The sequence below is a fragment of the bacterium genome (assembly GCA_036382775.1).
In the GTDB taxonomy this organism is placed as follows: Bacteria; Hydrothermota; Tepidihabitantia; order SM23-42; family JAOAFX01; genus DASVHD01.
On the sequence record DASVHD010000021.1, the window covers coordinates 36,099 to 57,994 of the forward strand.

At 49.5% G+C, this 21,896-nt stretch carries 20 protein-coding genes and 1 tRNA gene; 13 read left to right on the forward strand and 8 right to left on the reverse strand.

Translation table 11 applies throughout. The features are described from left to right. Positions 1–52: 52 nt before the first annotated feature. The 6 genes from VF399_03510 (at position 53) to VF399_03535 (ending at position 7,212) form a co-directional block, all read left to right on the forward strand. Positions 53–364, forward strand: coding sequence for a M48 family metallopeptidase (locus tag VF399_03510; GenBank protein HEX7319409.1), 312 nt, complete (start codon positions 53–55; stop codon positions 362–364). Then, a complete protein-coding gene (gene radC / locus VF399_03515; GenBank protein ID HEX7319410.1) occupies positions 361–1,050 on the forward strand; it encodes a DNA repair protein RadC in 690 nt (229 codons plus the stop codon). The genes VF399_03510 and radC overlap by 4 nt, the downstream gene beginning before the upstream one ends. Before the next feature lie 23 nt (positions 1,051–1,073). Beyond that, complete coding sequence (locus tag VF399_03520) at positions 1,074–1,301, forward strand: hypothetical protein (protein HEX7319411.1); 228 nt, start codon at positions 1,074–1,076, stop codon at positions 1,299–1,301. 19 nt (positions 1,302–1,320) lie between these two features. After that, a complete protein-coding gene (locus VF399_03525; protein ID HEX7319412.1) occupies positions 1,321–2,388 on the forward strand; it encodes an L-threonylcarbamoyladenylate synthase in 1,068 nt (355 codons plus the stop codon). Positions 2,389–2,513: 125 nt separating this feature from the next. Beyond that, complete coding sequence (locus VF399_03530) at positions 2,514–4,034, forward strand: FAD-dependent thymidylate synthase (protein HEX7319413.1); 1,521 nt, start codon at positions 2,514–2,516, stop codon at positions 4,032–4,034. Between the two features lie 427 nt (positions 4,035–4,461). Further along, positions 4,462–7,212 (forward strand): hypothetical protein, encoded by a 2,751-nt coding sequence (locus VF399_03535; GenBank protein HEX7319414.1) that lies wholly within the window; start codon positions 4,462–4,464, stop codon positions 7,210–7,212. Between the two features lie 132 nt (positions 7,213–7,344). Here VF399_03535 and VF399_03540 read toward each other — a convergent pair whose 3' ends face one another. From VF399_03540 to VF399_03565, 6 genes are all read right to left on the reverse strand, one after another. Then, positions 7,345–9,261, reverse strand: coding sequence for a CocE/NonD family hydrolase (locus VF399_03540; protein HEX7319415.1), 1,917 nt, complete (start codon positions 9,259–9,261; stop codon positions 7,345–7,347). Beyond that, complete coding sequence (rnc, locus tag VF399_03545) at positions 9,261–9,956, reverse strand: ribonuclease III (GenBank protein ID HEX7319416.1); 696 nt, start codon at positions 9,954–9,956, stop codon at positions 9,261–9,263. The genes VF399_03540 and rnc overlap by 1 nt, the downstream gene beginning before the upstream one ends. After that, positions 9,925–10,311 carry a Rid family detoxifying hydrolase gene (locus VF399_03550; protein ID HEX7319417.1) on the reverse strand — a complete coding sequence of 129 codons (387 nt, stop codon included), beginning with the start codon at positions 10,309–10,311 and terminating at the stop codon, positions 9,925–9,927. Before VF399_03550 ends, rnc begins: the two co-directional genes overlap by 32 nt. A gap of 34 nt (positions 10,312–10,345) precedes the next feature. After that, the gene (locus tag VF399_03555) at positions 10,346–11,662 is read right to left on the reverse strand and encodes an SPOR domain-containing protein (protein ID HEX7319418.1); all 1,317 of its coding nucleotides are present in this window, start codon (positions 11,660–11,662) and stop codon (positions 10,346–10,348) included. A 291-nt stretch (positions 11,663–11,953) separates the two neighbouring features. Then, positions 11,954–12,027: transfer RNA gene (locus tag VF399_03560), tRNA-Pro, on the reverse strand. Positions 12,028–12,092: 65 nt separating this feature from the next. Then, complete coding sequence (locus VF399_03565; GenBank protein ID HEX7319419.1) at positions 12,093–13,343, reverse strand: MFS transporter; 1,251 nt, start codon at positions 13,341–13,343, stop codon at positions 12,093–12,095. A 191-nt stretch (positions 13,344–13,534) separates the two neighbouring features. Between VF399_03565 and VF399_03570 the strand changes: the two genes are divergently transcribed. After that, on the forward strand, positions 13,535–14,755 hold the full coding sequence (locus tag VF399_03570) for an aspartate kinase (protein HEX7319420.1): 1,221 nt from the start codon (positions 13,535–13,537) through the stop codon (positions 14,753–14,755). On the opposite strand, the gene VF399_03575 is transcribed toward VF399_03570, so the two are convergent. Further along, positions 14,748–15,443 carry a hypothetical protein gene (locus VF399_03575; protein ID HEX7319421.1) on the reverse strand — a complete coding sequence of 232 codons (696 nt, stop codon included), beginning with the start codon at positions 15,441–15,443 and terminating at the stop codon, positions 14,748–14,750. The genes VF399_03570 and VF399_03575 overlap by 8 nt on opposite strands. Before the next feature lie 100 nt (positions 15,444–15,543). Continuing rightward, positions 15,544–16,851 carry a sugar transferase gene (locus VF399_03580; protein HEX7319422.1) on the reverse strand — a complete coding sequence of 436 codons (1,308 nt, stop codon included), beginning with the start codon at positions 16,849–16,851 and terminating at the stop codon, positions 15,544–15,546. A 242-nt stretch (positions 16,852–17,093) separates the two neighbouring features. Here VF399_03580 and VF399_03585 point away from each other — a divergent pair, with 242 nt between their 5' ends. Genes VF399_03585 through VF399_03610 form a run of 6 tightly spaced genes read left to right on the forward strand, consistent with a single transcriptional unit; the run spans position 17,094 to position 21,849 of the window. After that, on the forward strand, positions 17,094–17,381 hold the full coding sequence (locus tag VF399_03585) for a S4 domain-containing protein (GenBank protein HEX7319423.1): 288 nt from the start codon (positions 17,094–17,096) through the stop codon (positions 17,379–17,381). Beyond that, positions 17,374–18,357 carry a 4-hydroxythreonine-4-phosphate dehydrogenase PdxA gene (locus tag VF399_03590; GenBank protein HEX7319424.1) on the forward strand — a complete coding sequence of 328 codons (984 nt, stop codon included), beginning with the start codon at positions 17,374–17,376 and terminating at the stop codon, positions 18,355–18,357. The genes VF399_03585 and VF399_03590 overlap by 8 nt, the downstream gene beginning before the upstream one ends. Continuing rightward, a complete protein-coding gene (locus VF399_03595) occupies positions 18,338–18,463 on the forward strand; it encodes a hypothetical protein (protein ID HEX7319425.1) in 126 nt (41 codons plus the stop codon). Before VF399_03590 ends, VF399_03595 begins: the two co-directional genes overlap by 20 nt. Next, entirely contained in the window at positions 18,442–19,620 is a 1,179-nt protein-coding gene (locus VF399_03600) for a DUF5050 domain-containing protein (protein HEX7319426.1), read from the forward strand. The genes VF399_03595 and VF399_03600 overlap by 22 nt, the downstream gene beginning before the upstream one ends. 41 nt (positions 19,621–19,661) lie before the next feature. Further along, complete coding sequence (locus tag VF399_03605) at positions 19,662–21,599, forward strand: M1 family aminopeptidase (GenBank protein HEX7319427.1); 1,938 nt, start codon at positions 19,662–19,664, stop codon at positions 21,597–21,599. A 40-nt stretch (positions 21,600–21,639) separates the two neighbouring features. Beyond that, positions 21,640–21,849: a hypothetical protein gene (locus VF399_03610; GenBank protein HEX7319428.1), complete on the forward strand. Its 210-nt coding sequence runs from the start codon at positions 21,640–21,642 to the stop codon at positions 21,847–21,849. Positions 21,850–21,896 lie beyond the last annotated feature (47 nt).

Genomic DNA, 21,896 nt, shown 5'->3' on the forward strand with positions numbered 1-21,896 from the left:
CGCTAATTATACCAAAAACCCAGTTAATCGAGATTGTTCTCTAACGGGGTTGATGAATAATAGCAAGATTGAGGCAAAGGAGCTTAAATCCATTGTGTGGGATTGGGCGATTAAGCTTAAGGTTACACCCAAAGAAATACATTTAAGGCCGATGAAGACAAAATGGGCATCCCTTTCGGGAAGCGGCCGTCTTACATTTAATTCTGAGCTTCTTGAGAAGCGCAGGAATTTGATAGATTACGTTGTGTTACATGAACTTCTTCATATAAAAGTGCCGAATCATGGCAAGTTGTTTAAGAGTCTTATGTTCGCGTTTTTGCCTGATTGGGAGAAGTGTAGTAATCAGTTAAAAGAGCCATTATGATTGAAACGAAAAAGCCAAGTTATATTGGGCATCGCCAAAGAATAAAGGAAAAATACGAAAAATCGGGGATAGATGGCTGGCTGGATTATGAAGTGCTGGAATTAGCTTTGTCTTACGCAATTCCCCGTAAGGATACAAAATCTATCGCCAAAGAATTGTTATCACGTTTTAAGACTATTAATGGCGTGCTGAACGCTGATCAAAAAAACCTTACGCCTATTTCAGGTATTTCAACACACACCGCATTGTTTCTAAGTTTTCTGAAGGATGTCGCGATCCTTTACGCGAAGAACGGATTACATAACAGAGATTTACTTGCATCGCCGCAGGTCGTCTACGATTATTTGAAAGTGTCTTTAAAAGGTGCGGTGAATGAGGAGTTCAAAATACTTTTTTTAGACAACATGAATCAGTTAATTATTGTCGAGACATTCAAGACTGGTACGGTTAATCGATCTGTGGTTTATCCGAGAAGGGTCGTTGAGAGAGCGCTCTACAACCATGCGGTAGGCGTAATTATCGCGCATAATCATCCATCGGGATCATTACAGCCTTCGCAGGATGATCGGAAGATAACCAAAGCCATAAAAGAAGCGCTTAAGACAGTGGATATTACTTTGCTGGATCATATTATCATTGGGAATAACGACTATTATAGTTTTAGAAATAATGATGTTGATGTTTAATTACAAAGTACACGAGTTAAATTATGAAAAGATATAAAATCTTTATCAGTATGCTGTATGAAAGGACAGCTCTATCCAAGCTTCCGGAAGAAACCATTAAAATGCAGTTAAAGGAGTTGCGCGAGCAGGACAAAATGACGCCAGAAATGGTATTTAAGGATCCGTATGTGCTGGATTTTTTTAGGAATCCAGATACCATTTTCACGGGAAATAATGGATTCCGTGTCAAGCACGGAATGACAGAAATATAATAGGAATGACAAGATGATAATGAAAATCGAAGATAGTGAAGAATTTTATAAAAAGATTATCGAAACCTTAAACAACGGTCGGATCATCGCCATTCCCACGGATACGGTCTATGGGCTCGCGGTCAGCGCCAGTGACGCCGCTGCCGTATCGAAACTGCAGGACCTGAAAAAAAGGGAATCCAAACCGTTCACCATTTTTGTTTCCAAAAGCATTATCAATACGTACGCGGTCGTGGTCAAAAAGAAGATCATTGACTACTTTCTGCCGGGACCGGTCACGGTGATTTTACGGAAAAGTGAGGAGCTGGCGCTGCCGGGGATAGGGGAAAAGATCGGCATACGGATACCGCAGACCGAATTTGTGCTGAGACTGCTCAATGTATTTCAAAAGCCCCTGGCCGTGACCAGCGCTAATGTAGCCGGAGATGAGCCGCTGCGGACCGCGTCCGAGATCGTAGCACGTTTCCCAGACCTGGGCATTGTGGTCGACGCCGGGGAAATCGGTACAACGGCTTCGACCGTGCTCGATCTAACGACCACGCCCCTGACCGTGTTGAGAAAAGGCAAGATTCCGATCCTGGAAGTTGAAAAGATCTATGGCCGGCGTGTACGCATGGGACCGGGACTGAAGGTCAACGTGCTGTTCGTCTGCACCGGTAATTCATGCCGGAGCCCGATGGCGGAAGCGTTATTAAGGACCATGATCGATCCCCGGCATGCGGAAGTCAGATCTGCGGGTACGAACACCGTTGCTGGCCAGCCGGCGTCGGCATTCGCGCAGCAGATCGCGGCCGAGTTCAAGGGCTCCCTGGGCCCGCATCAGAGCCGGGAATTAAGTCCGGATCTGATCCAGTGGGCTGACCTGATCCTGGTCATGCAGTATAAACATTACCAGGCGGTCACCGAATTCGCGCCTGATGCCGTGGCCAAGACTTTCCTGCTTAAGGAATACAAACATCGTTCCAGGAATAACGAAGTCAGCGATCCGATCGGGAAGGACATCGATGCGTACCGCGACACGGCGCTGGACATGTATCCATCCCTGAAGATCCTGGCAAGGGATATCGAGAAGAGGTACTTGAAATGATAAATTCTAAATACGAAGCACTAAACTCTAAACAAATCCAAAATCTTAAATCCAAATGTTCCAAACCAAGTTTCGGATTTTGGTCATTGGGATTTAGGGTTTGCATATAACGGAGTTTATATACCATGAAGGTCATTCTCGCCGGTTATAATCTTGACGCCCAGACAATAAAAGAGTTGAGCCGGGGTAAGAAAAAGTTACCCCTGACGCCGGAGACGATCTCCGCGGCATACGCGCGGATAAGCCGGAGCCCGAAGTCCGTACCGGATCTGCGCGATGAGGCGCGGCATGAAGTCGCACGGGCGCGTCGGTCTAACCGGCGGATAATTTTTGAAATGTCCCATCATTCGGTCGCCGAACACGCGGTGTTCAACTTTGATATCATCGGCATATCGCGGTACGCGGTCGAGGAACTGGAAAAATTCCGTTTGTGCTCTTACACGGAGAAATCACAGCGGTACGTGACCCTTAAAGGCGACTATGTGATCCCCGCAGAACTGACCGACCCGCAGGTGGTCAGTGTTTACAAAAGGATGATCAAGTCACAGAACGATTGCTATCAGGAACTCTATCAAAAGCTTAAGCTATGGAACTTCGTCAAGCACGCATCTATGGCGCGGCGCCAGGAATGCCATCGCACACTCGAGAACTGGGCAAAGGAAGACGCGCGGTATGTCCTGTCGCTCGCCACCCAGGCTCAGCTGGGCACGACCATCAATGCCCGCAACCTGGAGCTGATGATCCGGCGGTTCGCATCGCACCGGCTGGCCGAACTGCGCGGGCTCGGCGAAAAGTTGTTCAAACCCGCAAAAGCCATCGCGCCTTCGATCATATTGTTCTACCAGGCCAACGACTACGACCGCAAGACCTATCAGGAGCTTGCCGAATATGCAGACAAAATTTGGGGATATGGGGATAATAAAGAACGGGGATTGGTGGATGGGGGGATAAGGGGATATAAAGATAAAGAAGTGAAACTGGTGAGCTGCACGCCACAGGGTGATGAGAAAATACTGGCCGCTCTGCTCTTCAGGGTGAACAGGCGCAGCTATGCAGACTGCCTGGTGAAAGTGAAGAAAATGAGCACTGAGAGAAAATTTGAAGTGCTAAAGCAGGCATGCCGATACATGGAGCTCTATGATACGACGCCGCGGGAATTTGAATTCGCCGGCCTGACATACGAGCTAATAGTTTCGGCCGGCTGCTTTGGCCAGCTGAAGCGCCACCGGCTGGCTTCTATGGTAACCCTGGATTACGATCCTGATCTCGGGGTGACCGTGCCTGTATCGGTCGTTGAGATCAAAGCGCAGCGGAGATTTATGGAAATTATCGACCAGACCGAATCCGTGTACGGCAAGATCGAAAAAAAATACCCGGGCATCGGCCCCTATATTCTGACCAACGCGCACCGCAAGCGCGTCCTGGTGACGATGAACCTGCGGGAACTATATCACATGTCGCGCCTGCGACAAGACCCGACCGCCCAATGGGATATCAGGAATATCACGCGGCAGATGGTCATGCTGGCGCAGCGCCGTATGCCTGTGACCGGATCCTTGCTCTGCGGGAAGACCGACTACCCGTCGGTCTACAAGGGGATCTTTGGGAAATATCCGAAAATAAAAGAAGTGCCGCCGGTCCAGTAAGAACATCTGCACCCATGGATTCATGGAAATTTCTTTACAAACAAAATACTGAAATTTCATACGAAGAAACCAAGAACATACCCCATGGGTTGTCTTTTGTAGTAAACTGACATTGGGACAAATGCAATTTATTAATGAAAGAGTTACTATTGAATGTTGCGACAAATTTAAATAATGCGACATTTTGACGCATATTATAGTCAATCTATTTTAGTTATTCCTTGAAATATCAGTATGTTAATCTGGTACGAATTTTGCTTAATAAATTCTTATAAAAAATTAATGATGAGTAGACAAATGGGATCACCCATTTGCGGCAAGTACAAAGTGAGAGAAGTAGATCCTTGACTTATGGATAATTGTACAATATAATGAAGTGGTATTTACATTGTAAACGGGATAATCCCGAAAAAAACAAGGAGGAAAAATGAAAGTTGCAGGAACAAGTAAAGTACTGGGTTTAATCCTAGTCGTAATAGGCATGACATGGGCACAAGGATATTCAGTGAGTCGACCTGAGTTTCATGGCGGAAGTCCACCTGCGAAAATTGTGACTAGCTTGGGCGCACAACTTTCAATTCCGTTCATGCCTAAAACAGGAGAAGTATTTGAAGTTACTCTAACGGTCCAGTGCAATAATGATTTTGAGAATATTCATTTTGGTCCGGACTACACTGTAAAATTTTTTGGAAGCGAGGGAGTTGAAATAATAAGTGGAAAAGAACACAAATTCTTTGGCTGTATGCATAAAGGAGATGTTAAAGAATTTAAGGCAAAAATGATAATTAAGAAATCCGATCCAAGAATAAATATATATGGCGGTATTTCAGATCAAATATGGGGACCTCAGGGCATAGGTTTCGATTTATTTCTTATCGATAACAAAACTGCACAGTACGGTACGAAAATCGAACAAGAGAGTAAATTACCAGTTGAGTATCGATATGATCCAATCGTCGGTTCATTTACTTGCACGCCAAGCCAGAATCCCGCGCCGGTTGAAGAAAACAGAAGGATAATCAACACGATGAAGCAATTAGAGCCTGCACTAAGTGATTCTGAAGCATTGCTTCTTCATTCGGAGATGTATAAGGTTGGAATCCCCAAAGGTGCAGCGATATGGGATTCTCTGAACCAACACTGGATTGACAAAGGGATATTTGAATACTATCTGAAAGACGGGTGGTACAATGCGTTACAGCAAGGGACGCTCGAACAATGGCGGGAGGATGAAAAAAGAAAGATTGAAAACGAAGGGAAGGGGGGCAGTATCAACTTTTTTCGTGGTGATAGTGATAATCGCGGGCGTTTTGATGATCCTCCTGCTGATAGTGTTGCTAAAACATTTGATGGGAAGTGGCGATTCAAAGATCAAAAATACGACAAAACCAATGGATTGTTAGCCGATGCTGACAAAAAAGCGATTAATGGCGCCCGGGCAAGAGTCTTGGCTTGTTATACATGTCATGGCGCTCACTCTATACTTTCACGCCAATGCACTACTGATACCACGGGATACTTCAGTGTGACAATGAATATAGCTGATGCCTGTACTTTAGGCAAGGCTTATGCCATAGTATATCCCTGTGGTGGAGGAACCGATACTGCATATCCGATGATCAAAGTTTCAGATCCCACTCCAACATCATGGCATTACAACAAAGACCCGCTGGATACGACATTATATGTGATAAAAAACATGTATTACGAAGAATTTTATTCCACTTCAACACCTATACATTTCGATTCCGTTTATGCTGATACATATCCTGAAGTTGCGCAACCCCAAAGTGGTTGCATCAACATATACGAAACCTATCTCCATGCACGGACATTTATGGATCCGGCACCAACAAGATCTTTAAGGTGTCTGTGGGAACCCGGTTATTCTGCTTGGACTGGTATGGATAGTTTAGTCTTAGATACAGTTTGGATAAATGGGAACAACAATATTGAAGGAGGTTCCGATGAATGGGACGATGATGTTCTTTTGCATGAATTTGGACACTATGTAATGGATTTTTACACGCAAAAGCCAGATTCTTCTATCGGTGAACACGTATGGCCGTGGTCATATTCCGATAAACCGGGAATTGGCTATAGTGAGGGATGGGCGCATCTTTTTTCATGTCGTGCAAGAGTAGGCTCAAATACTGATACTTTAATAATTAATACCGCACAAGGTATCGGTGGTGATTCTGTTTATATGTGGAATAATATTGAAAGTCCCTTGATCGCTAGTGATTTTCAGCCTGATACGTTTATAGGCGGTCCCTGGTGTGAAGGTGCGGTTGCAGGCGCTTTGTGGGATGTATATGATTCTCATAATGAAATTCCCTATGATTCTTACCCGGATTCTCTATATGGTATTTGGTTTCCAGACACAGCATTGGCCGATTCTCTATCGATGGGTTTTGATGAGATTTGGAATGTATTTGACAATTATGATCCCGTTGGTCTAGCGGATACAAATTGTCAGACCGTCTTCCATTTTCGATCCGGCTGGAACTATTATAACTACGACCATGCATTTGCTTTGAACCAGATTTATTTACACCATAGAATCCGCGACAGCATACCGGCCAAGCCCACAGGTCTATCCGCTGCCCGGGAAGGCTATGCGGTACGTTTGTACTGGCATAAAAATGCGGAAACCGATTTGAAAGGATACCGGTTGCACAGGCGAAGCAAATACACAATAGGTTTCCCACCGCCGCCTTGGAGTACATGGGCTATGATCGCGGAAAAGAGCGCACCCAATGATACGACTCATCTTGACCAGACAGTACAGAATCTATACCGGTATCAGTATAAGGTTGCGGCATATGATTCGCTGGGCAATGAATCGCCGTTTTCCGATAGTGTTGAAATCCTGGACAATTGGGGTAACAATCCAGATGGTATGGAGACTTTTTGTTTCGTGCCCACGGTCGTAACGGAGAAGAATGATATGGTCATAACCATATCAAAAGATTTTAACAATTGTGTGCTATCTGTTTATGATTGTTATGGTCGGTTAATCAATAAACGGCAGCTGAAGACAGCACAATCGGGTAACGTGAAATACAACCTGGTTGATACACAGGGCCGGACTCTATCCGGCGGTGTGTATTTTCTGTCAATAACCAGCAGCGATATGGCAAAATCAGTAGTGAAAAAATTCGTAATTTTGCGGTGAACCTGCCGGATTACTCATTGAATAATCGTAGTTGAATAAGTTAAATACTTCTATTCTATAATTTGTTTAGTTTCTTTATCGCTGTCGTCGAAGAGACTCTATTTCTCAAGGTTTCTGCAAGAACTACCACAATTATTTTATGATAATTATTTTCGTTGTGTAATCATCCATGCCCGCCGCCGCTTTAACAAAGTAAATTCCGCAGGCTAGAGGCGGTAATTTAAAGACATGCGCGCCTGCACCGTAAGTACGGCGGATTGTTTCCAAACACTGGCCTGCAGGGTTGTAGATCTTTACTATTACCTCAGATGCCTGGTTGAGTCTGAGATGCATAACCGGATTCCGCGAGAGTGTCGGCATCACATTGAAAAAAGCGTTGGCGGGTTGAATCACCAGTCGGCTGCTGCTTTCTTTCACCATGTATTCAAGAGGATAGACCGGCATCCTGATGCGGGACGGCAGGTCGCTGGAACAATAGACGGTCTGGCGGGCGGTCAGGGTGTTTGGATCATCGCGGCGGAAAGGCGCTCCGGTATTGGGATTTTTTTCAAAGCGCGGATAGTTCGATGATGAAACGATCACCCGTATCCGATGACCGGCATTGAAGACCTGCGCGGTCGACCACAGGTCGATCGAGAACGTGTCGGGCTGACCGGGAACGAGCGAGTCCTGGATATCGAGCCCGTGCCGGTGCCGCGCCATCATTATATTATCGGTCACTAGGTAGGATTGTCCGTCAGGATAAACGTCCGTGATCCTCACCGTCCAATCCGTATCAAAGCGGTTCGAGGCGGCATACAAGACCGCCTGCAGTTTGCCGATCACGGCCACGGGCGCGGTCAGGACCGGTGTCGTATACACCAGCACGTCGGGCCGGCCTTCAATGGGGTTCTGGTTGATCGGTCCGTAACCGGTGGAAAGACCAATGTATTCCCGGCCGCCATAGGTCGGGCACGGGTCCTGCGGGTCGTACGCGAAAGTATCATGAACACCGGCCTGGTTCGGCGGAAAGGTATCGCACAGGTTGCCGCTATGGAGATAGAGGTTTTTGTACAGCACTGCGGGCAGGGGCCACGTATCTGCCTGCACCCACCGATTCCAGTTGGTGGTGTCCTGGGTCTCGCAGTCGCCCATGAGGTAGAACAGGACCTGTGGTTCCAGGGCGGGCGTGCTGTCCTTGAGCCAGTAGTTGTACCAGTCGAACATCATGAGGTAGAACTCGGTCTGGTTCATGTTAGCGTTGGCCGGGTACACGAGATCGCCCTGATATTGCGAACCCCAGGAGCTGTGTCCCCATGGTCCAATAAAAAGCCGTTGGTTATGGAACCGCGCCTGCAATTGCGGAAAAGCGTCAAGCTGTCCATCCAGAAAAATGTCATACCATCCGGTAATGTGAAAGATCGGGCACGAAGCCGAATCCCAACGCGCGGTCAGGTCCACGTACGACCACATAGTATCGTAGTCGGGGTGATTGCATATCGAGTCGATGAGCCAAGGAGTGCCCATGCTGTTAAGCCAGGTTTCGGTCAGGGCTTTTCTGAACTCACCGCCGTTGAAAGCCGTATAATGGTACATGCTGGGTGAGGCCACCATCGGAACACAGCAGGTAAGGTGAGCCGGTCGAGCTCCGGCCGCCAGGTACTGGGTAATACCGTGAGCCGATCCGCCGAACATGCCGGTCCTGCCATTGGACCATGACTGCTGGCTTATCCATTCGATGCAGTCGTAACCGTCCTGGAGCGGACCCCAGCCATCGGTCAGAAAGAACATTGGTTCCCCTTCGGAATCGCCTGTGCCCCGCAGGTTCTGGACGATAAAAACATAACCGAGGTAATCCGTTATGTAGGAAATGGTACCCGTATCCCAGTACCGGCTATACGGCGTCCGCTGCAGGACCGAAGGCCAGGGCGGCGTCGAGGTCTGCGGATAATAGAGGTCGGTGCCCAGCCTAACGCTGTCGCGCATCACCACGCCGGCGCTGTCCTGAATGTAGCCTGAAAGCATGGTCATAGTCAGGTATAAGATCATGGATACACGCATGAAGATCATTACTTCCTCCTCGCCTTGGGGGGGATAGTCCGAAAATACTTTCCGGCCGCCATCTGTTCGGCTTTTTTCTTGGATTTTCCAAGACCGACCGCTTTTTTCCTGCGGTTAATGACCAGCGCGATGTGGAATATCCGCCGATGAGCCGGCCCTTCTTCGTCGATCACTTTGTAGCTTATGGTTTTCCGGTGACGCATCGCCCAGTTGTTCAGGAGCGATTTGAAATCCTTGACCCCGGTCATTTTTCGGCAAAGGATCCTGGTCCGGACAAACCGGCGCGCATTTTCCAGACCCTGATCAAGGTATATTGCGCCGATGAGCGCTTCCAGCACGCCTGTAATGTTCGATCTTTTGGTCCGTCCGCCCGTGGCTTCCTCGCCCGGGTCCATGATCAGCAATTTGCCGATTCCGAGTTTTTTGCCGATGATATGGAGCGCGTCTTCGCTGGTATAGCTTTTTTTCATCTCGCTAAGCTGGCCCTCATTGCAGTGAGGGAGTTTTTTGTAAAGATGCTCGCGGACCAGCAGTTCGAGCACCGCATCGCCGAGGAATTCGAGGGTTTCGTTCGACTTGTGGGTTTTCCGGCACTGGGGGCAGGATGAATGCCGGAGCGCGCGCCTGAGGATCCGGGGATCGTTGAATTTCAGTTTGAGGTCTTTTGGACCGTTAATCAAGCGCCGTGACCGCGTCGATCTCAACGAGGGCTCCTTTGGGCAGGGAAACGACGAAAACCGTGGATCGGGCCGGAGGAGTGTCATTGGCGTTAAAATAAGTCGCATACACTTCGTTCATGGCAGTAAAATTTTCGGCGTTCGTCAGGTAAACTGTGGTTTTTACCGTCATTGACATAGAACTATTACCGGCCTCGATCACCGCTTTGACATTTTCAAGTACCTGCCTGGTCTGTTCTTTGATCCCGCCTTCGATGAACTTGCCCGTCGCCGGCACTATCGGTATCTGCCCCGCGGTGAAGAGAAAACCGTTAACGGCGATGGCTTGCGAATAAGGTCCGATCGCCTCGGGCGCGTTCTTTGTTTTTATCAAGGTCTTCATTGTTCGCTCCTTCATGCTCGCGATAAGGAAATATTTATCTGTCAGGCCCGGCTGGTGCCAGAGTTACAACGCCGTTCTTGCGCAGGTACCGGGAGGGACCGATGGAAAACCACGCGGAGTCGGCGCTGGGAACCTTTGCCTGGTATACGAGCCAGCCAGGCATCCCTGTGTTCTCCATGATCGCGCGGCCCAAGTCATTATCCATAAACCCGCCCAGTTTGATCCGGTAAAAGCCCGGTGCCATGGAATCAATAATGGCTGGTATATCCTGCTGTACAAGGCGTTCCAGTGCCGCGCTGGCGTTTTCCGGTTTTGAAAAAGCCGCGAATTGTATGTACCATAGCGAGTCATTCCCCGGTACCATGACAACCGGAGGCGGCAGTGGCAAAACCCAGTTTTCGACCAGTGGCATCAGTAACGTTGTATCACTGCTCAGCAGGTATACTGATTGAGAGCGCGTGAAGCCGGCGCTGGAAAGATCATCGAGCGGCGTGGTTCTTTTAATACCGGCAATACCCGTGAGATCAGGGTCAGACCGCAGCCATTGAGGTCTGAGCGTCAGTGGATTTACGTACAGCAGCCCAAACCGCGTCAGGAAATGAAAATTGGAAAAACTCATATTGTCGTTGGCGAAGACGGGCTGGAAGTCATTCAGTGTTCCATCCTTGCCGATCCAGAAAATGCCATCGGTGTTATAGAATAGATATCCGGCGGCCTTTGGATAGGGCGAAAACGCCGCCGCATGGACCGGTACTTTTGTCTGATGCAGCCGTTTCAGGTTCAGGTTATAAGTGCTCAGGTTATCGGTTCGGTCCAGGCAGACAATGGTGCCGGCGTGCAGGTCATAATAAGAACTGATGACATTTGATACCTGTTTTGCTTTTACCAGCCGGCCCGAATTAAGGTCAAAGATCTTGAAGATCGTGTGTTCACCGTGGTCCATGGCAAGATAGATAAGATCGCTCTTGCCGGCCCCGGCAAGATCCACCGGAGCGACCAGAGGTCTGTAATCACCGGGTTCAATGCCGATACCGGATCTGAAAGAGAGATTTTTTTTGTCCACCAGTATTATTTCCTCGGTGGCGATCAGGATGATCTCATCCGGGCCTGTGGTCAGGCAGTTAAACCTGATGGGCAGGGGCACGCGGCCGACTATCTGCAGGTCAGGCAGGCTGACCTTGAAGAGCCGGCGTTGCGTGAGCACGTACAGGAAATCGTCCACCGCGTAATCGATGATCTCTGCGTCGAGGCTGATCTTCATGACCTGCGGATGCGCGATATCTATGCAGTAGACTGTGGAATCATAGACCACGGGATGATAGGTGAAAAGCAGGCAGAGAAAGATGTGCATGTTTACGGACAATAATAATTAATCTGCGCGCAAAATCAAGGGGAAGGAGAAAAATTTATTTAATGAAATCCCGTAAACTGCATACTGCAGCAGCAACGTGCGGCTTCATTATGAATTGAACAACAGAAATAATTGGTTGTCCCGTTAGGGAGATGCTCAATTCGGCAGCGCTTCGTGCCGGCACTCAGCGGCCAATGGTTTTTTAAGTAATCCCGTTGTTTGCAAACTACACAAACACGGGATGTTCAACTTTGCAATCAAATCAAAAATAGAATTTGAGCAAAGTTGACATCGGGGCGATGCGATTTGAACGCACGACCCCCAGCACCCCAAGCTGGTGCGCTAGCCATCTGCGCCACGCCCCGAAACAGAAAATGTTAACTGCAGATTATAAGTATATGGCTGCGAAAGTCAAGTACAGCAGCGGGATCTACAATTTCTTACGCACCTCAGGCGGGATCTGATTGAATACGACCAGCGACAGCACGGTTGCAGCGAGCAGGACAAAACCAACAAAGAAAAGGATCGTATAAGGCGCGAAGCGGCTCGACCCGATGCCGATGGCGACCGCGCACGTGGTAAAAGTTAGATTGATGACGAATTCCTTGGTGCCGAAGATCCGGCCCCTGATGCCTTTGAGCACATCTTCCTGGAGCATGGTATCCTGGGCAATGCCGATTAATGAAAAGACAACGCCCGCGATGAAAGCCATGATGTACAAAAAGATCGGGGTCACAAAAAATGGACCGAGGAGGAAGAAGATGGTCAAAGCCGCCATGCTTATGATGAGAATAACGCCGCGCGATACGAGTCTGCCGAACATCCCCATCGCCACGGCGCCGACCAGCATGCCGATGCCGACGACACCGCCGAAAAGGCCGACACCGGCTGTGCCGAGCCCGAACTGCTGCTGGACCATGAATATGAGGATCGTGTAGGCAGTGGACGCGACAAACGGAAGAACAAAGACCGAGATCATCACGAAAACCACGACCTTGTCCTTGATCAGCAGAATGCCCAGTTCCTTGAGGTCGTTGGCAAACAGCCTCAGAGATTTTTTCAGCTCGCGGCCGAGCGAAAAGTCGATCTTTCTCACCGGTTCGAACAGGATCTTGGCACCCATTCCCAGGGCCAGGCATCCTGCGATGCAGTGGGTCGAGGCGTCAATATAGAACCCGAGTTGCCAGCCGGTCCATTTTATCAGGTAACCGCCCCCGACCATGCCCAGGAACGTGGCGACCCGTGTAAGGGTGACAATAATAGAGTTCGCCGGCACCAGGTCATCGAAAGAGACCAGGTCAGGGATCACAGTGTTCCGCGACGTGTTGTTGAATACGTCCAGCGAGAAAAACAGAATGACCAGTATCCATATTGGGACGACACTATGGGTCAGGCCGACGACGGTCGGCGTCAATACGATCAGGATGGTCTGGATGATATGGCATCTGAACATGATGGTCTGTTTGTTCCAGTGGTCGACCAGGACGCCGACAAAAGGAGAGAGCAGCATGACCGGAAGCGAGAAGGCGACCGCGAATTCGCTGAATGCCGAGACCCGTCCCGGTGAAACGACACCGATCAAGGTCACGATGACCATGTGCGTGAGCCGGTCGCCCAGCTGGGATATGGTGTTGGATAAGCCCAGAAATAAAATTCCGCGGTTTTTCAGAAGCGAAAACACGATGAAGTGTATGGATTATGGTGTTCAAGTCAATGGCGCAAAGATGATTGAAGGGTAAGGGTTTGAAAGTTGGCGTGAGGATTTTTGCCGTGATTTTTTTGTTTATCACTGTCATCGGGTACATGATCACTGACATCAATGCCTTCTGAAGGAAGGCATTGACTTTGACATTAGTGTCAATATAATGCGACATGGCGATGATAGTCATGAAATTCGGAGGCACTTCCGTTGCCAATGCCGAGCTGATAAATCGGGCCGCTCAGCGAGTAGCGCGGGAGAAAAAGAAAGAGAACGACATCGTGGTCGTAGTCTCGGCCATGGGCCACACGACCGATGCGTTCGTCAAATTATCGCGGGAGATCACCCCTCATCCGCCGGCGCGGGAAGTGGATATGCTTTTGACCGCAGGCGAACGGATCTCGGTCGCGCTGTTTTCCATGGCCCTGGAACGGCTCTCGTTGAAAGCCGTTTCGTTCACCGGCTCGCAGGTGGGGATAATCACCGACAACAAACACACCGACGCCAGGATTCTTGAGATCAGGGGCGACCGGCTCAGGAAAGCGTTGGCGGACGGTCAGATCCCGGTAGTGTGTGGTTTTCAAGGAGTGAGCATGGAAAAAGAGATCACCACGTTGGGCCGGGGTGGATCTGATACCACCGCGGTCGCGCTCAGCGCGGCGCTGAATGCGGACCGGTGCATGATCTTCACCGATGTCGATGGAGTCTATACCGAGGATCCCAAGCGTTTCCCCGGAGCTAAGAAAATAGAAAAGATATCCTATGAGGAAATGATGGAGCTGTCATCCCAGGGCGCGCAGGTTCTGCACCCCCGGGCATCAAGTATCGCGGCGCGCTATGGCGTGCCCGTTGAGATCCGCAGTAGTTTCAGCAGCAAGTCCGGGACGACCGTGACCCAGCTTGACGGCATGGAGAAACCCAGACCTAAGGCCATAACTCACAGTGAAGACCTTTATCTCGTGACATTGGTCCAGGTGCCGAAAAACCCGGCTTGTCTTTCGCAGATCGTTAAGGACCTCACCGAGCATGGCATACACCTGAAGTTCTTCTTCCACGGTATATCCGATGCCCGCAACTTTGACCTGTCCTTTATCACGCCCCTCAATGAGAAGAACAGGGTCGAGGCGCGGCTTAAGCCGTTACGGCGCAGGCTTCGGATATCATCGATCAGGGAAGTTCTTGACGTCTGTTCGATCAGCATCATCGGCACGGGCATTGGCAGTGACAACCGCGTGCTGGCTGGCATTTTCAGCACGCTGTCCAAGGTGCGTGCCCATATCGAAGCGGTCACGACATCCGAGCTTTCCATAAACATTTTTTTGCATAAAAAATTCCTGGATACAGCGGTCAGAAGATTGATGGAACAGTTCGGTCTGGCGGCGAAGACTACCTGATCATTGACGCGACGCCGATGCCGAACTGGTTGACCATGTAGTGAACACCCTCATTATTACCCCAGCACCAGTTTGATTCGATCATTACCTTAAACGCATTGCCGAACGCGCAACCGACGCCGTAGCCATATTGAAATATCTCGCGTGCAGGACGGTCTGTATGCTCCTGGATATCGCGGGTGTGGATCGAGTAGATGATCTTCGGTGCCAGATAGACCGCCGTGTTTCTGAAAGTACGCGTGCTGAGCATAATGCTGGGATAAAGGTCATAAACATAGTCGGTGATCATACCCTCGCGCGTGCCCTTCATGTAACCGGCTCCGAGTTTAAGGCTCGCATCGCCGAACCTGGGGTGGGTCAGGCTGAGATATTTAAGACTGATGAGGGCGGCCGTCGGGTATGAATACTTCACTTCCAGTTCGGCACGGTGGAACAACCCGAGCCGCGCCCATAGGTCAAAACGCCTTTCATCATAACTGGTGGAATCCGGATAATTATACAGACAGAAGTTGTCGACACCCAAACCCAGACCATACGAACCGGATGGACAGGGAGACGCAATATCATAAGTACCGTAGCTCTGGGACCAGGCGATCGGTAAGTTCTGGGCAGAAACAACCGCGCTTGATGCGAATATCAGGAAGATAGAGTATGGAAACGCGATGTCAATTCTTCTACGGGTCGTCATTTGCCGGTTATTATGTAATTATGTAATTACTAGATTTTGTAATTTTGAATTTGACATTCATTTGTAATTTGAAATTTGGAATTGGGCAATTTTATGTTTACTAATGTGCTCCTTCTTTAGTGAGCACGGTGAGGATCGTTTTGAGGAATATTTTGGAATCGAGCCGGAGCGACAAGTTGTTGATATACTCCAGGTCATAGTCAAGTTTTTTCCGGACGTCGTCGACGGTCCGGTCGTATGAATGTTTTACCTGTGCCAGCCCCGTGATGCCGGGATGAACCGTGAGCCGCAGGCGGTAGAACGGTATCTCCTTTTCGAACCTCGACACAAAGTGCGGCCGTTCTGGTCGAGGGCCGACGAAACTCATAGTCCCGTTCAGCACATTGAAGAGCTGGGGAAGTTCATCGAGCCGCAAGGGCCTCATGATCTGGCCCATGCGGGTGATCCGCGTATCGTCTTTTTTTGCCCATACCGGGCCGGTGTGTTTCTCGGCATCGGTCACCATGGAACGGAATTTATAGAGCTGGTACTTTTTACCGCGGTATCCGACGCGGTTCTGTTTATAGAACGCCGGACCCGGCGTGTCGACCTTGATGAGGATCGTGATGACCGCGATCATTGGCGAAAGGGCGAGAAAAGCCAGTGACGAAAGAACGATATCGGTCACCCTTTTCAGGAACCGGTCCCAGTTGGAGAGGGGGTGAAAAATGACACGCAGCAGCATCGAATCCGCGACTTTCTGGATCAGGAAATTGTTATAGACCAGGGCGTATAATTTTGGTGAGATGTAGATTTCATACTCGGTTTCGGCGAACCTTGATATGATGCCCATGATATCATCGGAAGCATGGCCGTTGCTTTCGATCACAATGCCGTCAAAATTGTTCTTTTTGAATATTTCCTTTGTGGATTTGGGGCTGATCTCGCTGAACTTCATTTCTTTTACGACATCAAATCCATGGTATTTCTCGGCCGGCTCACCGTTCTTAAAGATCACGACTTTCTTTGGTTTTGGTTTGATGTACTCGCCCACAATGCCGCGCCACAATAACCGCCAGACCAAGAGGGAACCGATGGTGATCACGTAAGACGGCAAGAACCCCTTGGCTTTCACGAAGTTGATATTCGTGATGTACGCAAGCGCGATGATGATCACGATCCCCAGGGCGAGGGAATTGAACATGCGGAAAGTTTCGTTCATGATCTGGATCCTCTGACGCGGTTCATAGAGATCGAAGGTCTGGAACACGAAGAACCAGAATATCAAAAGAGTGAAATTGGCGACGAGGGCGTGCCAGCTTGTCGCAGGGAAATTAATATATGAGGCTTTCCAGCTGATAAAAAATACCGCGGATAGGATCGCTAGATCGCCCAGAATGGTGATGATCAGTTCGTTCTTACGGGACATCAAACATATGAATGGTCGTTAAATGCCTCCTAAGCATTATTAATTATACGCATACGGCGGATAATGTCAAGTAGTAAACACCCATGACCGTTAAGATCGTTTTGATGGTTATTGTCGTTTAGATCGTATGTAGGGCGAGGCTGAAGCCTTGCAATGTAAGTAAGCAGTATGTAGTATACAGTAGGTAGCAAGATGCTGCATAAAAGATTGTTAGTTGACTTTGGAGGAGTTTCTTTTATAATATGAAGATAGAAGACAAGGAAAACATGAGGCTGGATCTTTTTTTAAAAAAAGTTCTCATTATCAAGCAGCGCGAGACCGCGAAACAGCTGTGCGACGGAGGTTACGTGAAGGTTAACGGCATGGCTGCCAAACCCGCGCGCGACGTCCGGATCAGCGATCTCATTGAGATCGAGACAGCGCAGGGCATGGAATCGTACCGGGTTTTAATGGTCCCGAACGGGAATCTGCGCAAGGATGAGGTCGGCCAATACTGCGAACTCGTGAACAAGGTCGCTGACCATGAGTAAGAGAATGACCGTGAACGTCGGGATCACCATGGGTGACCCTGCAGGTATTGGACCTGAGATCATACTTAAAGCGGTCAGGCAGTTCCTAAGGGGTCCCAAGACCGGTGGTAATGTTAAATTATCCATATTCGCTTCTCCGGCGGTTCTGCTGCAGACCGCCCGTGACCTGGATCTGATATCCGCATATCGCGTAATAAAAGACATGATCGTTGACTGCTCATCCGGCGTCCGGTTTCGCTATGGAAAACCAACGCGCGAAACAGCGCGGGCCGCCATGGCTTCGATTGACCGTGCGCTGGAACCGGAATACAGTATCGATGTCCTGATCACGCCGCCGATCGTCAAAGAAGCCGTGAGAACCTTTCTCCCTGATTTTGTCGGTCACACCGAATACCTGGCAGCCCATTATGGCATGGACCGGCATCAACATGCGATGATGGGGTTATCCAGCGACCACAAAAGGATAATGCTAGTCACCACTCACCTGCCGATTAAGTGCGTTGCGGCTTTCATTACAGCCCGCAATGTTTTCAAGAAGATCATGCTGCTGGACTGGGGTTTGAGAAAATATTTCGGCATCGCCAGGCCGGAAATCGGCGTGGCGGCTTTTAATCCCCATGTTTTTGAATTCAGCCGCGGTGAAGATGAAAAGATCCTTAAAGCGGTGCTGGAAGCGAGGTCAAACCGTGTCCTGGCGCGGGGTCCGTTTTCGGCCGACTCGCTTTTCACGAGGGTCTATGACGGATTCCTGGCAATGTTCCATGACCAGGCGTTTGGGTTCCTGAAAGCACGAAAAGGCGGGTTGAACCTCACGCTTGGGTTACCCATTGTCCGGCTCTCGCCGCTGCATGGCACGGCGCTGGATATCGCTGGAAAAAACGTCGCGGATTACACGGGGATGACGGCCGCGCTGAGGGAAGGCGTGAAGATTTATAAGAATATGCAGAGAAGCAGAGATGCCGAGAAGAAAGGATGAGAATAAGAAGCTGGGAAGCAGAGATGAGAAAAAGAAGCAGGGATGCTGGGAAGCAGAGATGAGAAAAAAAGATATGGAGGTTTTATGGACAGAACCAGAATTGTGATTTTTATATCATCGGTTTTATTTCTTAACTTGATTTTCTGCTCACGGAAGAGTGATTTTCAAAAAGGTATCGAGGCATTGAGCGCCGGTGAATACGCTCAGGCGGTAAGATCTTTGAAAACCGCATCGGTAAAAGAACCGTCGAACCCGGAAGTGTATTACAGCCTGTGCGTTGCTTACGGAAACCTTGATTCCACGATCCCGGCTTATGAGAGTTATTTAAAACTGTCGGCATTGAGTTCTCCGCTCAAGGAAGATCTGGCCCTGAAAGCGATGCTGGCGAACTTCTTAGGCATGGATCCTTATCCAGCCAGCCCGATCCCGATGGCGAAGCTGAGGAACCAGTTCAAAGGTTCGCCGGCGCCAGACCGGGAACTGATCGCGGTTGCCGCTGCCAGGCTCGATAACGGCGAGATCTTCCTGGTAAAATACGACGGATCGATCGTCAAAAAAATCAGTCAGGGCGGCATGAACACGGACCCGGATTTTTCGCGCCGGGGCGATAAGGTCGTTTACGTGTCAAACCAGGACGGCGATGACGAGTTGTATGTCTATGATATAGCCACGCAGAAAACGGATAAAATAACCGATAACCGATGCCAGGATCTCTCTCCTTCCATTTCGCCGGACAGCAAGGATGTTGTTTATGCCTCGGACCTTGACGGCGCCTGGGATATCTACTCGGTGAACCTGGCGACTAAAAAGATCGCGCGGCTCACCAGCAACAAATCCTGGGATGGATTGCCGCATTATGCCCCGGATGGCCAGTGGATCACGTTTTCATCGAAAAGGGACGGCAGCGATGATATTTACACGATGAGGTCGAACGGCACGGATTGCCGTTTGTTGTATGCGAGCAAGGGCGATGATGATGACGCCAGCCTGGTCGGTGACGATCTTTTTTTCCGGTCCTCACAGGACGGGGAATGGGAGATCTACCGGCTGACCATGAAGAGCGGTTTGCTGATCCGGCTCACCCATAATGAAGATCTGGACTGGAATCCGAGAGTGTCACCGGACGGAAAACGCCTGCTCCTGTCCAGGCAGATAAAAAACCGTTGGCGTCTTTATTTCATAAATCTAGAAAATTCGATCCCCTCGGATGTGATCATGCGGGCGATAGATGAGCATCTGCCGGCGGACACTACGAGCGAATAAAATTTACTATAATTGAGGACAAGGAGCAGATCATGATCTTAATGACAGCAATCATATTTTTCAATCAATGGGAAATGCCTTCACATGAAGGCAAGTATGTCTGTTCAATGCCTGGTCCCAGCCAGGTCTATGCTGAATCACTGCATACTTACGACGTTCTCAAATACGAACTGACCGCATCGTTACCCATGACTTCGCGTAGTATGTCGGGCGTGAACAAGATCAAATGCCGCAGCATGACCAACGGCCTTATTGCGTGTCCGTTCCACAGCCGCACGCTGGTGATCGATTCGGTGATGGTCGACGGCCTGACCGCGACCTATTCATCAGCCGGTGAGACCCTGCTGGTGGATCTTCCCCAGACCTATGACTACGGGGATTCTTTCAGCGTGGAGATCGGGTATCATGGTTCATGGAGCGTGACCGGCTACCAGACGGGTTTTGTATACTATCCGAAAAACTATGACTCGAACACCCTGCACACTCTGGCATATACGCTCGGCGAGCCCTGGGATGCCCGCGCTTGGATGCCCTGTTATGATGAGCCGTATGACAAGGCGGATCAGGGATGTGTCATTACCGTGACGGTCCCGGATACTTTCCTCGTATGCGCCAACGGCGATCTAGTTGATGTCGTTAATAATCCCGGCGGCACCAAGACCTTCACGTACCAGGAAAATTATCCGGTCGCTACTTACCTGATGCACTTCGGCGCGTCGCGCTATGCCCAGTTGTCCCAGTGGTGCCAGGTCGCGCCGGGCGATTCGATCGAAATCAGGCATTTTGTCTGGCCCGCGGATTCGGTCCAGGGAGTGATCGCCTTCCAGTACATGCCCATCGCCATGACCTTGTTCGATTCGATGTACGGCAGTTATCCGTTCGACCGCTACGGCCAGGATGTTGTCTATCCATACGCGTGGGGCGGCATGGAACACCAGGAACAGACCACCATCCACCGCTGGTGGGTCCTGTACCAATCCGAGAATGGCATGGCGCACGAACTGTCGCACCAGTGGTGGGGCGACATGGTGACCTGTATTGATTTCCGCGACATCTGGCTTAATGAAGGCTTCGCGACCTACAGCGATGCCAACTACAACTGGGCGAGGTTCGGCCATGCGGAATTCCTGAACACCATGCAGTCGCGAGCTAATGATTATTTCAATGATGATGCTAACTGGCGCCATCCATTATATGACCCGCCGGTGAGCGAACTGTTCAGCTGGGGATACTCATACTGCAAAGGATCCTGGGTCGTGCACATGCTGCGGTATCTGAGCCAACCGAACTTCTTCACGGGCCTAGCCGCATACCGTGATTCTTTTGAGTATGGCGGAGCCAGCACTGAAGACCTCATGGGTATTTTCAATCAGGCTTACGGCACGGACCTGACCTGGTTCTTTGACGAGTGGGTGTATGACCAGGGATACCCGCTATACGATGTCTACTGGTACTGCATACCGTCGGGCGGCAATTACATGACGCAGATCAGGGTAAGGCAGACGCAGACTAACGCGCCGCCGGTTTTTCACATGCCGGTTCAGGTGCTCTTACACATGACAACGGGCGATACGCTGGTCAATATCCCGATCACGTCAGCCGCTCAGTACGCGGAATTCGTGATTTCCGATTCGGTCACTGGTATAGAATTCGATCCGGATTTTTGGATATTAAAACAGTATAACGTTTATTACGGCATCGAGGAGTACAACGCGGTGGGTGATGGCCGGTGCGTTGACAAATTGCTCTTTGCCAACCCCTCAAGCAGTATGAACCTTGAATATGTGGTCAGCAAAACCGGTCCAATAAGCATAACTGTCTATGACGTAGGCGGGAGAATACAGAACGTGATCTATCGAGGCGTTCAAAAAGCCGGCCGGTATTCGGTCGCTATCCCGGGGATCCCTGCCGGTGTCTATTTCTGCCGGCTGGAAACGCCGCTTAACACGGTTACGAAAAAACTGGTGGTGACCAAGTAATCTTCTAGATCTTCGTGCTTTTGCATAGTAGGGCAAGGTCATGATCCCGCGCAGCGGGGCTTCAGCCTTGCGGGATTTTTGTCATCAACAAACAGCAGTTTATCAACAGAAAGTTTCATTGTTTCACTTTTTTCACATGTTTCACCGAACGGTGAAAATAGGCAAAATAATGAAACTAATTGGTAATATATTGATTTCCCGTATGGAAGGTGGTGAAATGTTCGATTGGATGGTTGTAGATAACTATTGACAAATCATGGTTTTTATGTAAAATAAGGAAGGATAAGTTTACTTATA

Bases quoted from the DNA above. Each gene is read 5' to 3' on its own strand.
- VF399_03570 (HEX7319420.1), top strand. From the start codon at position 13,535: ATGGCGATGATAGTCATGAAATTCGGAGGCACTTCCGTTGCCAATGCC.
- VF399_03525 (HEX7319412.1), top strand. From the start codon at position 1,321: ATGAAAATCGAAGATAGTGAAGAATTTTATAAAAAGATTATCGAAACC.
- VF399_03520 (HEX7319411.1), top strand. From the start codon at position 1,074: ATGAAAAGATATAAAATCTTTATCAGTATGCTGTATGAAAGGACAGCT.
- VF399_03580 (HEX7319422.1), bottom strand. From the start codon at position 16,851: ATGTCCCGTAAGAACGAACTGATCATCACCATTCTGGGCGATCTAGCG.
- VF399_03600 (HEX7319426.1), top strand. From the start codon at position 18,442: ATGGACAGAACCAGAATTGTGATTTTTATATCATCGGTTTTATTTCTT.
- VF399_03605 (HEX7319427.1), top strand. From the start codon at position 19,662: ATGACAGCAATCATATTTTTCAATCAATGGGAAATGCCTTCACATGAA.
- VF399_03610 (HEX7319428.1), top strand. From the start codon at position 21,640: ATGATCCCGCGCAGCGGGGCTTCAGCCTTGCGGGATTTTTGTCATCAA.
- VF399_03530 (HEX7319413.1), top strand. From the start codon at position 2,514: ATGAAGGTCATTCTCGCCGGTTATAATCTTGACGCCCAGACAATAAAA.
- radC (HEX7319410.1), top strand. From the start codon at position 361: ATGATTGAAACGAAAAAGCCAAGTTATATTGGGCATCGCCAAAGAATA.
- VF399_03510 (HEX7319409.1), top strand. From the start codon at position 53: ATGAATAATAGCAAGATTGAGGCAAAGGAGCTTAAATCCATTGTGTGG.
- VF399_03590 (HEX7319424.1), top strand. From the start codon at position 17,374: ATGAGTAAGAGAATGACCGTGAACGTCGGGATCACCATGGGTGACCCT.
- VF399_03535 (HEX7319414.1), top strand. From the start codon at position 4,462: ATGAAAGTTGCAGGAACAAGTAAAGTACTGGGTTTAATCCTAGTCGTA.
- VF399_03585 (HEX7319423.1), top strand. From the start codon at position 17,094: ATGAAGATAGAAGACAAGGAAAACATGAGGCTGGATCTTTTTTTAAAA.
- VF399_03540 (HEX7319415.1), bottom strand. From the start codon at position 9,261: ATGATCTTCATGCGTGTATCCATGATCTTATACCTGACTATGACCATG.
- VF399_03555 (HEX7319418.1), bottom strand. From the start codon at position 11,662: ATGCACATCTTTCTCTGCCTGCTTTTCACCTATCATCCCGTGGTCTAT.
- VF399_03550 (HEX7319417.1), bottom strand. From the start codon at position 10,311: ATGAAGACCTTGATAAAAACAAAGAACGCGCCCGAGGCGATCGGACCT.
- VF399_03575 (HEX7319421.1), bottom strand. From the start codon at position 15,443: ATGACGACCCGTAGAAGAATTGACATCGCGTTTCCATACTCTATCTTC.
- VF399_03595 (HEX7319425.1), top strand. From the start codon at position 18,338: ATGCCGAGAAGAAAGGATGAGAATAAGAAGCTGGGAAGCAGAGATGAG.